Genomic DNA, 13,781 nt, shown 5'->3' with positions numbered 1-13,781 from the left:
GCTCGTATAGGGTGGCGTTTTTGTCCACCAGGGAGCTGGCCATGCTGCGTCTGAGCGCGCTTTACCGTTATCCATTGAAATCCGGCAAGGGCGAGAGCCTGCAATCGATCGGCCTCGATAAACTGGGGTTGGACGGTGATCGACGCTGGATGCTGGTGGACGAGGCCAGCGGGCGCTTTCTGACCCAGCGTGCGGTGGCGCAGATGAGTCAATTGTCGGCGTTGTGGAACGCCGCTGGCGGCTTGACCCTCAGCGCCGCAGGCCGCACACCCATCGACATCGCATTGCCCGCCAGCGACGCGGAACTGCGAGGCGTGACGATCTGGCGCGACACCTTGCGTGTGCCGGATGCTGGTGTCGAGGCGGCTGCCTGGGTCAGCGAATTCATCGGCAAACCGACGCGCCTGGTGCAAGTGCCGCTTGATCGCGCGCGAACGACCCAATCGGGTTACGGCAAGGACGATGATCAGGTCGCGTTCGCCGATGGCTTCCCGCTGTTGCTGATCGGCCAGGCGTCCCTGGAGGACTTGTCGCAAAAGGTCGGGCGCTCGCTGGAAATGCAGCGCTTTCGGCCCAATCTGGTGATCGAGGGCAGCGAGGCGTATGCCGAGGATGGCTGGAAGCGTATCCGTATCGGCGATGTCGAGTTCCGTGTGGTCAAGTCTTGCGCGCGCTGCATTCTGACCACCATCGACCCGCAAACCGGTGAACGCAGCGAAGATCGCGAACCCTTGGCTACGTTGCAGAAATACCGTTCCGAGGCCGATGGCGCGATGTTCGGCCAGAATCTGGTCAACGATAGCAACGGCCAACTTGAAGTCGGTATGCCGGTGACGATCCTGGAATAAAATGCCCTGAACGAAAAATGCCCGCGTCCCAAAAGGACGCGGGCATTTTTTGTCGCGGTGAAAACCCGGGGTTTTAGCCGCGGTATTCGCACAGGTAAGCGGTATCGACGGCTACTTTCAGCTGGAACTTGCTGTTGGCGGGCACGTTGAACTGGCTGCCGGCGGCGAAGGTTTCCCAATCGGTGCTGTCAGGCAGTTTGACGGTCAGGGCGCCGGTCACCACGTGCATGATTTCACGCTGGCTGGTGCCGAATTCGTATTCGCCCGGAGCCATGACGCCAATGGTCGCAGGACCTTCAGCGGTGCCAAAGGCGATCGACTTGACGGTGCCGTCGAAGTACTCGTTGACTTTAAACATGGGCGATTCCTCGAAAAGGGCTAAAAAGGGCTGGCCAGTATGCACAAGGCCTCGAACGCCGTCACCTCTCGAGGGGTAGAACCTGTGGCAACAAACGCGCTGTATTGCGCGCATCTTCCAGCGCCCGATGCTGTTGGCCATTGAACTGCATGCCCGCCAGTTGCAATGCGGCATTGAGTCCCAGCGGGCGCTCCAGGCGCCGGGCCTTGGCAAAGCGTTGTTTGAGATTCATGTGCGGTACGCTGCCCAAAGCGCTGTCCAGTTGCAGACGCTGCCACTCCTGCAGCAGTTGCTTGCGATCGTAGTCGCCCCAACTGGCCCATCCCTCCAGAACCGATTGATGTTGCCCCAGCCATTGCTCGAACGAAGGCCAGACCTCGCTCAGTGTCTGAGCGGCGTCGACGTTGGCCTGAGTGATATGGGTCAGCTCCCGGCAAAACGGTGTCAGCAGCGGCCGTTTCAAGGGTCGAACGAAGCATTGGAAATAATCCACCTCGCGCCCTTTGCGGTCCACCAGGGTGGCACCGATTTCGATGATTTCCATTTCTGTAACGGGCCAGCCACCGTCATCGGTGGTGGCCTCCAGATCGATTACCAGCCAATGAGGCATCGCAGGGTTCCTGGTATCCGCGTCCTGATAGGACTTGAGCGTAGCCAAACCCGACGGATCCGCCTAGCGGCTTATTCGACCTCCAACAAAATCTGACGATTTTTAACCTGGTCGCCGACCCGAACCTGCAAGCGCTTGAGCACTCCGTCGATGCCTGACTTGAGCGGATGCTCCATTTTCATCGCTTCGAGCACCACCAGCAGCTGACCTTTGCTGACCGGGCTACCTTCGCTGACCAATACATCGACGATCGCTCCGTCCATCGGTGCCTTCAAGGTGCCGCTGCTGACGCTGGCCTGAGAGCTGACCAGCGCCTGGGTCCGATCGATCAACCGCAGACTGCCGGGACGGGTGGACAGCCACAGTTGGCCAGCGTCGAGACGGTAGGCATGGCGCTGACGAATGCCATCGATGTCCAGCGTTGCCCAGCGCCCGTCGCACTGGATGACCTTCAAGTGGAGCGTTCGGGCGCCGACCGTCAACTGGTAAGGTTGATCAGGCAGCGCGTTCAGTTCCACCTGCCAGTCCTGATCCTCTACGCCGATGCGATAGTGCAGAGGCACGCTGGCGTTGTTGCGCCAGCCGGCCAGTGGAGCGAGGTAAGCCTGTGCCGAGGCGTGATAGAACAGCGCCGCAGCGATGGCCAGTTCTTCAGCGCCTGGAACGTGCGGATGCAGGCAAGGATGGTCGGCGAAACAGCTCGGGATGAACCCGGTACTGAACTCACCGCTGATGAACTGCGGGTGTTGAAGCAAACTGGCGAGTAAACGCTGATTGCTTTGCATCCCCAGCAAAACGCTGTCCTGCACGGCCCGCAGCAATTTGCGCCGAGCCTCTTCGCGGGTAGCGCCATGGGCGATGATTTTGCCGAGCATCGGGTCATAGAACGGGCTGATGGCCTGGCCTTCGATCAAGCCATGATCGATGCGCACACCGTCCTGCAACGCAAGTTCCCAGGCCTCGATCCGACCGGTTTGCGGCACAAAGCCCTGAGCCGGGTCTTCGGCGTACAAGCGCACTTCCATGGCATGCCCGTTGAGTGGCACCTGCTCTTGTCGCAACGGCAGCGGCAAGCCTTCGGCGACGTGCAGCTGCCAGGCCACAAGGTCCAGGCCGGTGATCAATTCAGTGACCGGGTGTTCCACTTGCAGCCGGGTGTTCATCTCCAGGAAGTAAAACTGCCCGCGCGCATCCAGCAGGAACTCCACGGTGCCGGCGCCGACGTAATTCACCGCGCGTCCAGCCTTGAGCGCCGCGTCGCCCATGGCCTGACGCAACTCGCTGGTCATGACCGGGCAGGGCGCTTCTTCGATGACTTTCTGGTGGCGACGCTGGATCGAACAGTCGCGCTCGCCGAGGTGGATCAATTGGCCATGTTGGTCGCCGAACACTTGCACTTCGACATGCCGTGGATCGATCAGCGCTTGTTCGAGGATCAGCTCGTCGCTGCCAAACCCGTGCAGGGCTTCGGAACGCGCGGTTCGCAGTTGCTCCACCAATTCCCCCGCGCTGTGCACCAGGCGCATGCCGCGTCCGCCACCCCCGGCGCTGGCCTTGATCATCAGCGGGTAACCGATGCGCTCGGCTTCGCGGCTCAGGGTCGCGTCGTCCTGTTCGGGGCCTTGATAGCCGTTGATGCAGGGCACGCCGGCCGCGAGCATGGCGAGCTTCGACAGGCGCTTGCTGCCCATCAGCTCAATGGCTTCCGGGCTTGGGCCGATAAAGGTGATGCCGGCGTGTTGGCAAGCGCGGGCGAATTCGGCGTTTTCGGAAAGGAAACCATAGCCGGGGTGAATCGCGTCGGCACCAGTGCGGCGGGCGGCGTCGAGGATCGCCGGGATGTTCAGGTAGGACTGCTGCACCGGGGCCGGGCCGATGTTGACGGCCTGGTCGGCCATTTGCACGTGCAGGGCGTCAGCGTCGGCATCGCTGAAGACGGCGACGGTGCGGTAGCCCAGGGCTTGGGCCGTGCGCTGGATGCGGCAGGCGATTTCACCGCGGTTGGCGATCAGGATTTTTTTGAGGGCGGGCATTGGGTCTTCTCTCAAGTTGTGCGGTGAAAGTGCTGGCTTCATCGCGGGCAAGCCCGCTCCCACAGGGGAATGCATTTCAATGTGGGAGCTGGCTTGCCTGCGATGCTTTTAAGAAGCCCACCCCGGTTTGCGTTTTTGCACGAACGCCATCGTCCCCTCGATCCCTTCCGCGCCAGTGACCGCTTCGCTGAACCATTCAGCCGCCTCATCAAGCAGTGCATCGGATGGCTGACCGGCGCTCGCCAGCAACAGCTTTTTCGTCGTCGCATTCGCCCCCGGCGCGCAGCACAACACATGGGCGAGCACTTCATCGAGACGTTCGGCCAAGGCTTGCGCGTCATGCTCGACGAAATGCACCAGCCCCATGCGCCGCGCCTGGGTGCCATCGAACCGCGCCGCCGTCAGCGCCAGTCGACGCGCCTGGGTCAAGCCGATGCGCTGAACCACCAACGGCGCAATCTGCGCCGGCAACAGACCCAGGCTGGTTTCCGGCAGGCCGAATTGCGCGTTGTGATCGGCCAGGGCAACGTCACTGACGCACGCCAGGCCCAATCCACCGCCGAGCACCGCGCCTTGCAGCACGGTGATGACCACTTGCGGCGCGTGTTGCACCGCTTGCAGTAGCGCACCGAAGGCTCTGTTCAAGTCGCGATAGGCGCTTGCCCCATGAGCCCGGGCACTGGCCATGTCCTTGATGTCGCCACCGGCGCAAAAATGCCCGCCGGCACCGCCGATCACCAGTGCGCGAACCGCTCGATCATCGCGCACGGCCGCCAGCACCGCGCGCAGTTCGTCGACCATCTGCAAGCTCATGGCGTTGCGGCTGTCGGGGCGATTAAGGGTGATGTGCAGAACGCCGTTGTGTGATTCCAGGAGCAAGGTCTGGCAAGCAGGCAGGGCGCTCATTTCTTTTTCCCCGGCAGGATGCCCATGAGTTTGCAGATGATCCCCAGCATGATTTCGTCGGCGCCGCCGCCGATCGAGACCAGCCGCACGTCACGGTAGGCGCGGGCCACCGGGTTGTCCCACATGAAGCCCATGCCGCCCCAATATTGCAGGCAGCTGTCGCTGACCTCGCGACCCAGTCTCCCGGCCTTGAGTTTGGCCATCGACGCCAGGCGCGTGACGTCCTGGCCTTTGATGTATTGCTCGGTGGCCTGATAGACCAGTGCGCGCAAGCATTCGATTTCGGTTTGCAGTTCGGCGAGGCGGAAGTGAATGACCTGGTTATCGATCAGCGCGCTGCCGAACGTCTTGCGTTCCTTGCAGTACTCGATGGTGCTGTCGACGCAGTATTCCAGGCCCTTGATCATGTTCGCCGCGCCGAACAGGCGTTCTTCCTGAAACTGCAACATCTGCATCATGAATCCCGCACCTTCGTGGCCGATGCGGTTGCGCTGCGGCACGCGTACGTTGTCGAAAAACACCTGGGCGGTTTCCGAACTGCGCATGCCGAGCTTGTCCAGGTGCGAGCTGAGGCTGATGCCGGGGGTGTTCATCGGCACCATGATCAACGACTTGTTGACGTGCGGTTTGTCGTCCGAGGTGTTGGCCAGCAAGCAGATGAAATCAGCGCTCGGCGAGTTGGTAATCCACATTTTGCTGCCGTTGATCACGTAATCGTCGCCGTCCTTGCGAGCGGTGGTTTTCAACCCGGCCACGTCGGAACCGGCGCCGACTTCGGAGACGCCGATGCAGCCAACCTGCTCGCCGGTAATCGCTGGGCGCAGGAACTCTTCGCGCAGTTCATCGGAGCCGAAGCGGGCGAGGGCCGGCGTACACATGTCGGTCTGCACGCCGATGGACATCGGAATACCGCCGCAATGGATGGTGCCGAACTCTTCGGCCGCAACGATCGAATAGCTGTAGTCGAGGCCCATGCCGCCAAACTTTTCCGGTTTGGAAATCCCCAGCAACCCGAGGTCGCCGGCCTTGCGGAAGAGCTCGTGAATCGGGAAGCGCCCGGCCTTTTCCCATTCCTCGACATGCGGGTTGATCTCATGATCGACGAACTGGCGGACGGTGCGACGCAGTGCTTCGTGTTCCTGGGTGAAGATCATTCTTATTGTTCTCCTGACGAACCCGATCGTTCCCACGCTCTGCGTGGGTACGCCTCTATGGACGCTCTGCGTCCGCTTTTGGGACGCGGAGCGTCCCGGGCTGCATTCCCACGCAGAGCGTGGGAACGATCAACTAAAACCGTGCGACGCCAAAACTGTTGGTTTGCAGCGGCCGAACGTCGGCCTCATGACAGATGTCCAGCAGATACCCGAGCAACGTGCGGGTATCGCGCGGGTCGATCAAACCGTCGTCCCACAGATTGGCGCTGCCATAAAGCGCCGTGGATTGGCTGTCGAGTTTCTGTGCGGTGACCTGCTCCAGCATGTCGAGCATTTTCGGGTCGGGCACCAGACCGTCCTTGAGCTGCTTGGCCTCGGTGACGATGCGCAGCACTTTGCCGGCCTGGGCACCGCCCATCACCGCCGTGCGGCTGTTGGGCCAGGCGAAGATGAAACGCGGGTCGAGGCCACGGCCACACATCGCGTAGTTGCCGGCGCCGTAGGAGCCGCCGACGACGATGGTCAGCTTGGGCACTCGGGCGTTGGCCACCGCTTGAATCATCTTCGCGCCGTGCTTGATCACGCCTTGCTGTTCCGATTCGGTGCCGACCATGAACCCGGTGGTGTTGTGAAAAAACAGCAGCGGTGTCTGGCTCTGGTCACAGAGCTGAATGAACTGCGCCGCCTTGCTCGCCCCCTTGGGCGTGATCGGGCCGTTGTTGCCGATGAATCCGCAGGCGCGTCCCTGAATGTGCAAATGGCCGCAAAGGGTTTGCTGATCGAACTCGCTCTTGAATTCGAGGAAGCTCGAACCGTCGGCAATCCGCGCGATGATTTCGCGCACGTCATAGGGTTTTTTCGGGTCGTCGGGAATCAGCCCGAGCAGCTCCTCGATAGGGTAGAGCGGGTCTTCCCAATACCTGGCGGGCGCGGCGGGCAAGCGCGCGTTCCACGACAGCAGGCTGACGATTTCGCGGACCTGGCGCACGCCATCTGCGTCGTTCTCGGCCAGGTATTCGGCAGTGCCGGCGGTTTGCGCGTGCATCTCGGCGCCGCCCAGTTCTTCGTCGGTGGCGACCTCTCCGGTGGCGGCCTTGAGCAGCGGCGGGCCGGCCAGAAACAGCTTGGCTTTGCCCCGCACCACCACCACGTAATCCGAGAGCCCCGGCTGGTAAGCACCGCCCGCCGTGGCCGAGCCGTGGACCACGGTGATCTGCGGCAGGCCCATGGCTGACATCCGCGCCTGATTGGCAAAAGTGCGCGCGCCTTCGACGAAAATCTCTGCCGCGTAATTGAGGTTCGCACCGCCGCTCTCGGCGAGGGTGATCACCGGCAGTTTGTTCTCCATGGCGATCTGTTGCAGGCGCAGGGACTTTTTCAAACCACTGGGGGAAATGGTCCCGCCCCTGATCGCGCTGTTATTCGCCACCACCAGCACCCGCACGCCGGAGACGTAACCGATGCCGGCAATCAGCCCGCCACCGGCCGAGCTGCCGTCCTTGTCATCGTGCAGTTTATAGCCGGCCAGGCTCGCCAATTCGAGGAAGGGCGCGCCAGGGTCGAGCAGCAGATTGAGGCGTTCACGGGGCAGCAACTGGCCGCGCTTGTCGAACTTGTCTTTGGCTTCGGCCGCTTTGTTCAGCAGATTGTGTTCGAGCTGGCGCACCTGCTCGATACCGGCCAGCATCGCGGCACGGTTATAGGCGAACTGTTCACTGAGCGGGTCGACTTGAGACTGGATCACCGGCATGGCTTATTCCTTGTCCTTAAGCGCTTCTGGTCTGAGCACGTCTGGTAAATAGGCGCGGTGGAAACCGTTGTACGACACACTGTTGGTGGCCTTGTGAATCGGCCACGCCCGGCCGCCCAGGCTCGCCGCGCCGTCGATACGCAAGGTGCTGCCGCTGACGAACGCGGCGGCCGGGCTCAGCAGGAAAACAATCGCCGCGCTGACTTCCGATTCCGTGCCGATGCGCTTGAGCGGCACGTGTTCGCGCAGGGTCGGAATCACTGCTTTGAACGCGCCCTCGTAAGTGTCCATGCCGCTGGAGGCGATCCAGCCCGGCGCCACGGCGTTGACCCGCACCCCGGCGTAGCCCCATTCGAATGCGGCGGTCTTGGTCAGGTTGTCCATGCCCGAACGCGCCGCGCCCGAATGGCCCATGCCGGGCATGCCACCCCACATGTCGGCGAGCATGTTGACGATGGCGCCGCCGTGCTTGCTCATGGATTGATTGAATACTTCCCGGGCCATCAGGAAACCGCCCACCAGGTTGGTGCGCATCACGGTTTCAAAACCCTTCTGATTAATCGACGACAGCGGCGAAGGGTATTGCCCGCCAGCATTGTTGACCAAGCCGTGAATCGGCCCGTACTTGCGAATCAACTCGCTGACCAGGTGCGTGACCGCTTCTTCCTCGCGAATGTCGCAGGTGGCCCAGTCCGCCTTGCCGCCGTCTTCGGCTATCTCGGCAGCGACGCTTTTCAACTTGTCTGCCTTGCGTCCGACTAACAACACATGCGCACCGAGGGCCGCCAGTTCGTGGGCGGTGCAACGGCCGATGCCACTGCCGCCGCCGGTGACGATGATAGTTTGGCCGGCAAACAGATCGGCTCTGAAAATCGAATCGTAAGCCATGGCGACAGTCCTCTAGTTGACCTGGTCGGCGATGCGCTGGGGCACCGGAATCTGGATCTCCAACAGCTGCTGGGCGAAAGCCTTGCCTTGCGGATCGATGCGCAGGCTTGCCACGCCTCCGCCGCCGAGCGCGTTCTCCAGAAGAAAATTGAAGCTGTGGGTGCCGGGCAAATACCAGCGTTCGACACGTCCGTGAATCGGGTCGAGGACGTGGCTCATCCAGTCGACCATCACTTCGGGTGTCAGGGCTTCGGCGATCCACGGCAGATACTCGGGCTCGCGGGCCATGACGCCGATGTTGCTGTGATTGCCTTTGTCACCCGAGCGGGCCACGGCGAGTTTGATCAGCGCCACGCTGGCATCGGCGCGGCCAGTGGGTTTGGGCGGATCGAACGGCACGGGCAAGTCAGCCGGGTCGAGCACATCGACGGCGGGCAGGGCGCACGGGTGGCGTTGCCCCTCAAGATCAATCTCCAACGTGCAGGCGGTTTTGTCGATGAGGAACGAGAACAGCCGGATCAGCGGATACACCGTCGGGCGACCCCCGACAATTCCGGTCAACCCCGGCGCCATGCCCGTCGCGGCCTGGGCGATTTCCCGGGAGAACACAATCAGGGCCTGTTTGTTCGGATGGCGCACGGCGAGTTTGATCACCACTTCGCGACTATCTTGGCGCTGGCCGTGCGGGCCGTAGGTGGCCTCGCTGCCGAGCAGCTCGATGTTCACTTCGCTGTAGGGCGCCCAGCCGCGCTGGCTGAAGATTTCCGAGGTTTTGTTGATGATCGCCTCGCTGACTCGCCGGGCCTTGTCGACCGCGTCGATCCCCGCGATCAGGCAACTGGCGGTGCAGCGGAACCCGTCCGGGTACGTGGCGCTGACCTTGTACTGATCGGTAGGCGGCAGGCCTTTTGCGCCATGCACCTGAACCGCGCTCAAGCCTTGTTGCACCAGTTTGACTTCAGTGAAATCGCAGACCACGTCCGGCAACAGATAGGCCTGTGGGTTGCCGATTTCATACAGCATCTGCTCGCCGACGGTCAGCGGCGTGACCAGTCCGCCGGAGCCTTCGGGTTTGCTGACGATAAATTGGCTGTCGGCGCTGACCTCGACGATGGGGAAACCGATGTGCTCGTAATCGGGTACGTCACGCCAATCGGTGAAATTGCCACCGGTGCACTGGGCGCCGCATTCGATGATGTGCCCGGCCAGGGCCGCCTGGGCAAGTTTGTCGTAGTCATGCCAGGACCAGCCGAATTCATGCACCAGTGCGGCGCTGACTACCGCGCTGTCGACCACGCGTCCGGTGATGACGATGTCGGCGCCTAATCGCAGGGCTTCGACGATGCCCGGTGCGCCGAGGTAGGCGTTGGTCGAGACGCACATCGGTGGCAATGGCGCGCCGCTGAACATCTCCTGGACGCCAAGGCTGCTCAGCTGTTTGAACTGCGGTTGCAAATCATCGCCCAGCAGCACGGCGATTTTCAGCGCCACGCCGGCTTTGTCGCACGCGGCTTGCAGGGCGGCGGCGCAGGCTTGCGGGTTGACCCCGCCGGCGTTGCTGATGACACGGATCTGTTGTTCGGCGAGTTGTCCCAACAGCGGGCTGAGGACTTCGATGAAGTCCCCTGCATAGCCTGCCTGCGGGTCTTTCATCCGTGCGCCGGCCATGATCGACATGGTGATTTCGGCCAGATAATCAAAGACCAGGTAGTCCAGGCGCCCACCTTCCACCAGTTGCGCGGCGGCGGTCGAGGTGTCGCCCCAGAACGCGCTGGCGCAGCCGATGCGAATCGTTTTAGGCGCAGTCAATTCCATAACCCCCTCCGACAGAAGTGCATCGAGACTACCAAGCAAGCGCTTGGTTTGTAAACGGCTGAAATATCTTCTCCCCGAGCGCTTGCTTGGTAGCCGTTGCCAGCTTAAATTGCCCGCGCATCCCGCTGTTTTCGCGGCGAGCGGCGCATCTGATTGATCGACTGTAGGAGAGAACGGGTGGACGAGCAAAAAGCCCTGAGGGTCATGCGCGAATTGGTCGACAGCGGCCAATTGACCGACCCGGACAGCGCCCGCGGCAAACTGCTGCAAGTGGCGGCTCACCTGTTTCGCAACAAAGGCTTTGAACGCACCACTGTGCGCGATCTGGCCGGCGCCGTGGGTATTCAGTCGGGCAGCATTTTTCATCACTTCAAAAGCAAGGACGAAATCCTGCGGGCGGTGATGGAGGAGACTATCCGCTACAACACCGCGTTGATGCGCGCAGCCCTGGCTGAGGCCAGCAACGTGCGCGAACGGGTATTGGCGCTGATTCGCTGCGAATTGCAGTCGATCATGGGCGGCAGTGGCGAGGCGATGGCGGTGTTGGTGTATGAATGGCGTTCGCTATCCGAAGACGGGCAAGCGCAAGTGCTGGCCTTGCGTGACATCTATGAAGCGCTTTGGCTGCAGGTGCTGGGTGAAGCCAAGGATGCCGGTTTTATCCGCGGTGATGTGTTCATCACGCGTCGCTTCCTGACGGGTGCATTGTCCTGGACCACCACCTGGTTTCGTGCCGACGGCAGCATGAGCCTCGATCAATTGGCCGATGAAGCACTGATTCTTGTACTCGAAGAAAAACAATAAGTGTGTTTTGAAGCCGCAGGAAACTGGCTAAGTGGCCGAAACCGCCTAGCTTGAATGCATTGATGCGTATTTTTGGGGAGTGGGTTGTTTTGATGTCTTCGCCAATCAGGATGGCCTCGCGGCTTTTGCTGGCATCGCTTGCAGCGTTGTGGGTATTGCCGTCCCAGGCTGCGCAATTGGTGCGGGTCGGTGCCGCACATTTTCCGCCCTATACCGTTCGCCCCGAATCCGGTGCCGACACGGGCCTGCTCCCGCAATTGGTGGAAGCCTTGAATGGGTTGCAGAGCGACTATCAGTTCGTCCTGGTGCCCACCTCGATTCCCCGGCGATTCGGCGATTTCAAGCAAGGCCGGGTCGACATGGCGATTTTCGAGAACCCGGACTGGGGCTGGAAGGACATTCCCCACACCAGCGTCGACATGGGGCTTGAAGACGCTGAGATTTTTGTCGCGCAACGTGAGCCCGATCGCCAGCAAAACTATTTTGCCGATCTCACCGGCAAACGTCTGGCGCTGTTCAGCGGGTATCACTACGAGTTCGCCAACTTCAACGCCGAACCGAAATTTCTCGCGCAAAACTACAACGCCACGCTGACCTATTCCCATGACAGCAACCTGCTGATGGTGCTGCGCGGGCGGGCGGACATTGCCCTGGTGACGCGCTCTTACCTGAGCGATTACCTGCTGCGCAACGAGAAAGTTGCCGACCAGTTGCTGGTGTCCCAGCGCATCGATCAGGTGTATCACCACTACGCCATCCTCCGCCCGGCCGGGCCCATCAGTGGCGAAGCATTCGGCAAATTACTGCAAAGGTTGCGGGACAATGGCCAGATGTTGAAGATTTTCGATCCATACAAGATCGCTGTGGTGCCGGTTCCAGGAAGCTGAAATCGCGCCACAGATATCAGTGACGGGCAAAGGTATCCGTGCGATTACCGGACACCTTGCGGCAGTGCACCAGCGCATCGCGAATCATGAAGTTCACCAGAGTCGGCGATACGCCAAGCTCCTTGGCGATGTCTTTTTGCGGCACGCCGTGCAGGCGGTACATCTCGAAGGCGTAGCGGGTGCGGCTGGGCAGCTCCGTCAGCGCATCGGCAATATGTTCCAGCGTCGAGAAATTGATGTGCGAAGTTTCTGGCGAAGCGCCCTGGATCACCACGTTCAGACCTTCTTCTTCCGGGCCTGAATACTTCTGCTCCAGCGCCTGTTTGCGGTAGTGATCGATCGCCAGGTTGCGCACGATCTGGAACAGATAACTGAGCTGAGCCTTAAAGGATGATGTGATCTGCGGCGCTGATTGCAGCCGGAAAAACGCATCCTGCACGACGTCTTCGGCGCGGAATCGGCAGCCCGTGATGCGCGCTGCAATTTTGACCAGAATCAGTCGATTGTCGACGAAAGCCTGAAGTAGCGGTGAATCGCACGTGCTTGTGGATACTTGTTCCGTCATTGGAAATCACCTTGTTGCAAATAGGTTAGTGGGACGACGAGCGACCTGTGCCGTCCTACACATCGAGCGACAAACTATGTCTAATGATAATGATTGTCAATCGCTGTCGCGGCGCGACTCCCTTGTTGGGGCGCACGTGCTGAAGGTCGAGAAGGGCGGCCTTCTGGACAAAATCTTCGAGCTGGCTCGCGCCCGCCATGGATCTGTGTTCGCAGGACTCATGTGGGAGCGCGCCTGATCGCGATGGGGACGGCGCAAGCACCACAAGGTTGACTGCGGACCACTGGCGGCACAGTCTTCCCGCTCCAATTTTCAAAGAGGAGACAGTCGATGCCTTTCGCCACGGTTGACGGACAACCCCTTCACTACATCGATCAAGGCAACGGCCCGGCCGTTCTGCTGGCCGGCAGTTACCTGTGGGACCAGGCCATGTGGGCTCCGCAGATTGCTGCCTTGTCGCAGCACTATCGGGTGATTGCCCTGGACCTGTGGGGCCACGGTGAATCCGGTCCTCTTCCCGAAGGCACGAAGTCACTGGATGACATTGCGCGTCAGGCCTTGGCGTTGCTCGATCATCTGAATATCGAGCGTGTCACGTTGGTCGGCCTGTCGGTCGGTGGCATGTGGGGCGTGCGTCTGGCGCTCTCGGCGCCACAGCGAATCAACGGCCTGGTGCTGATGGACACCTATGTTGGTGTCGAACCGGAACCGACTCGCCAATACTACTTCTCGCTGTTCAAACAGATCGAAGACACCGGCGTGATAGCCCCGCAACTGCTCGATATCGTGGTGCCGATTTTCTTCCGTCCAGGGATCGATCCGCAGTCGGCGCTGTATCAGGAATTTCGCGCAAAACTGGCGGCGTTATCGCCGGAGCGGCTACTTAGAAGCATCGTGCCGATGGGGCGGATTACGTTTGGACGCGATGATCTTTTGCCGCGTCTGGGCGAGCTGAATGCCGAGAACACGCTGGTGATGTGCGGTGATCACGACAAACCGCGGCCACCGAGTGAAACGAAGGAAATGGCCGAGTTGATCGGTTGTCCTTATGAACTGGTGCCGGAGGCGGGGCATATCTCCAATCTGGAGAATCCGCAGTTTGTGACTGAGGTGTTGTTGAAGTTTTTAGCTGAAAGAACTTAGTGGATCTATTGGCGCCATCG

The 13,781-nt window shown here is 61.0% G+C and carries 13 protein-coding genes; 4 read left to right on the top strand and 9 right to left on the bottom strand.

The annotated features are described in order from the left end of the window. Positions 1-41: 41 nt before the first annotated feature. A complete protein-coding gene (locus BLQ41_RS26125; RefSeq protein WP_090186328.1) occupies positions 42-848 on the top strand; it encodes an MOSC domain-containing protein in 807 nt (268 codons plus the stop codon). Between the two features lie 73 nt (positions 849-921). On the opposite strand, the gene ppnP is transcribed toward BLQ41_RS26125, so the two are convergent. From ppnP to BLQ41_RS26085, 8 genes are all read right to left on the bottom strand, one after another. Then, the gene (gene ppnP, locus BLQ41_RS26120) at positions 922-1,206 is read right to left on the bottom strand and encodes a pyrimidine/purine nucleoside phosphorylase (protein ID WP_010461229.1); all 285 of its coding nucleotides are present in this window, start codon (positions 1,204-1,206) and stop codon (positions 922-924) included. A 61-nt stretch (positions 1,207-1,267) separates the two neighbouring features. Then, positions 1,268-1,816, bottom strand: coding sequence for an exonuclease domain-containing protein (locus BLQ41_RS26115; protein ID WP_090186325.1), 549 nt, complete (start codon positions 1,814-1,816; stop codon positions 1,268-1,270). Between the two features lie 71 nt (positions 1,817-1,887). Beyond that, a complete protein-coding gene (locus BLQ41_RS26110; protein WP_090186324.1) occupies positions 1,888-3,849 on the bottom strand; it encodes an acetyl/propionyl/methylcrotonyl-CoA carboxylase subunit alpha in 1,962 nt (653 codons plus the stop codon). A gap of 108 nt (positions 3,850-3,957) precedes the next feature. Then, the gene (locus BLQ41_RS26105) at positions 3,958-4,755 is read right to left on the bottom strand and encodes an enoyl-CoA hydratase/isomerase family protein (RefSeq protein WP_090186321.1); all 798 of its coding nucleotides are present in this window, start codon (positions 4,753-4,755) and stop codon (positions 3,958-3,960) included. Continuing rightward, the gene (atuD, locus tag BLQ41_RS26100; RefSeq protein WP_090186319.1) at positions 4,752-5,909 is read right to left on the bottom strand and encodes a citronellyl-CoA dehydrogenase; all 1,158 of its coding nucleotides are present in this window, start codon (positions 5,907-5,909) and stop codon (positions 4,752-4,754) included. The genes BLQ41_RS26105 and atuD overlap by 4 nt, the downstream gene beginning before the upstream one ends. Positions 5,910-6,042: 133 nt before the next feature. After that, complete coding sequence (gene atuC / locus BLQ41_RS26095) at positions 6,043-7,659, bottom strand: geranyl-CoA carboxylase subunit beta (protein ID WP_090186316.1); 1,617 nt, start codon at positions 7,657-7,659, stop codon at positions 6,043-6,045. Between the two features lie 3 nt (positions 7,660-7,662). Beyond that, entirely contained in the window at positions 7,663-8,547 is an 885-nt protein-coding gene (locus tag BLQ41_RS26090) for an SDR family oxidoreductase (protein WP_090186314.1), read from the bottom strand. 12 nt (positions 8,548-8,559) lie between these two features. Beyond that, positions 8,560-10,362, bottom strand: a complete 1,803-nt coding sequence (locus BLQ41_RS26085) for an acyclic terpene utilization AtuA family protein (RefSeq protein WP_090186311.1) — start codon at positions 10,360-10,362, stop codon at positions 8,560-8,562. 177 nt (positions 10,363-10,539) lie between these two features. Between BLQ41_RS26085 and BLQ41_RS26080 the strand changes: the two genes are divergently transcribed. Beyond that, positions 10,540-11,166, top strand: a complete 627-nt coding sequence (locus tag BLQ41_RS26080) for a TetR/AcrR family transcriptional regulator (RefSeq protein WP_090186308.1) — start codon at positions 10,540-10,542, stop codon at positions 11,164-11,166. A 92-nt stretch (positions 11,167-11,258) separates the two neighbouring features. Beyond that, complete coding sequence (locus tag BLQ41_RS26075) at positions 11,259-12,053, top strand: substrate-binding periplasmic protein (protein WP_197678902.1); 795 nt, start codon at positions 11,259-11,261, stop codon at positions 12,051-12,053. Between the two features lie 16 nt (positions 12,054-12,069). Here BLQ41_RS26075 and BLQ41_RS26070 read toward each other — a convergent pair whose 3' ends face one another. Beyond that, the gene (locus BLQ41_RS26070) at positions 12,070-12,618 is read right to left on the bottom strand and encodes an RNA polymerase factor sigma-70 (RefSeq protein ID WP_090186305.1); all 549 of its coding nucleotides are present in this window, start codon (positions 12,616-12,618) and stop codon (positions 12,070-12,072) included. A 330-nt stretch (positions 12,619-12,948) separates the two neighbouring features. On the opposite strand from BLQ41_RS26070, the gene BLQ41_RS26065 reads away from it, so the two are divergent. Beyond that, on the top strand, positions 12,949-13,761 hold the full coding sequence (locus BLQ41_RS26065) for an alpha/beta fold hydrolase (protein ID WP_090186302.1): 813 nt from the start codon (positions 12,949-12,951) through the stop codon (positions 13,759-13,761). Positions 13,762-13,781 lie beyond the last annotated feature (20 nt).

It is taken from the genome of Pseudomonas arsenicoxydans, assembly GCF_900103875.1.
Lineage (GTDB): Bacteria > Pseudomonadota > Gammaproteobacteria > Pseudomonadales > Pseudomonadaceae > Aquipseudomonas > Aquipseudomonas arsenicoxydans.
The sequence above is the reverse complement of the archived record's forward strand: the minus strand, read 5'-3'. Positions and strand labels throughout refer to the sequence as shown.

What these genes read in the sequence shown, in the direction of transcription:
- BLQ41_RS26125 (WP_090186328.1), top strand. Translation starts at nt 42, where the DNA reads ATGCTGCGTCTGAGCGCGCTTTACCGTTATCCATTGAAATCCGGCAAG.
- ppnP (WP_010461229.1), bottom strand. Translation starts at nt 1,206, where the DNA reads ATGTTTAAAGTCAACGAGTACTTCGACGGCACCGTCAAGTCGATCGCC.
- BLQ41_RS26115 (WP_090186325.1), bottom strand. Translation starts at nt 1,816, where the DNA reads ATGCCTCATTGGCTGGTAATCGATCTGGAGGCCACCACCGATGACGGT.
- BLQ41_RS26110 (WP_090186324.1), bottom strand. Translation starts at nt 3,849, where the DNA reads ATGCCCGCCCTCAAAAAAATCCTGATCGCCAACCGCGGTGAAATCGCC.
- BLQ41_RS26105 (WP_090186321.1), bottom strand. Translation starts at nt 4,755, where the DNA reads ATGAGCGCCCTGCCTGCTTGCCAGACCTTGCTCCTGGAATCACACAAC.
- atuD (WP_090186319.1), bottom strand. Translation starts at nt 5,909, where the DNA reads ATGATCTTCACCCAGGAACACGAAGCACTGCGTCGCACCGTCCGCCAG.
- atuC (WP_090186316.1), bottom strand. Translation starts at nt 7,659, where the DNA reads ATGCCGGTGATCCAGTCTCAAGTCGACCCGCTCAGTGAACAGTTCGCC.
- BLQ41_RS26090 (WP_090186314.1), bottom strand. Translation starts at nt 8,547, where the DNA reads ATGGCTTACGATTCGATTTTCAGAGCCGATCTGTTTGCCGGCCAAACT.
- BLQ41_RS26085 (WP_090186311.1), bottom strand. Translation starts at nt 10,362, where the DNA reads ATGGAATTGACTGCGCCTAAAACGATTCGCATCGGCTGCGCCAGCGCG.
- BLQ41_RS26075 (WP_197678902.1), top strand. Translation starts at nt 11,259, where the DNA reads ATGTCTTCGCCAATCAGGATGGCCTCGCGGCTTTTGCTGGCATCGCTT.
- BLQ41_RS26070 (WP_090186305.1), bottom strand. Translation starts at nt 12,618, where the DNA reads ATGACGGAACAAGTATCCACAAGCACGTGCGATTCACCGCTACTTCAG.
- BLQ41_RS26065 (WP_090186302.1), top strand. Translation starts at nt 12,949, where the DNA reads ATGCCTTTCGCCACGGTTGACGGACAACCCCTTCACTACATCGATCAA.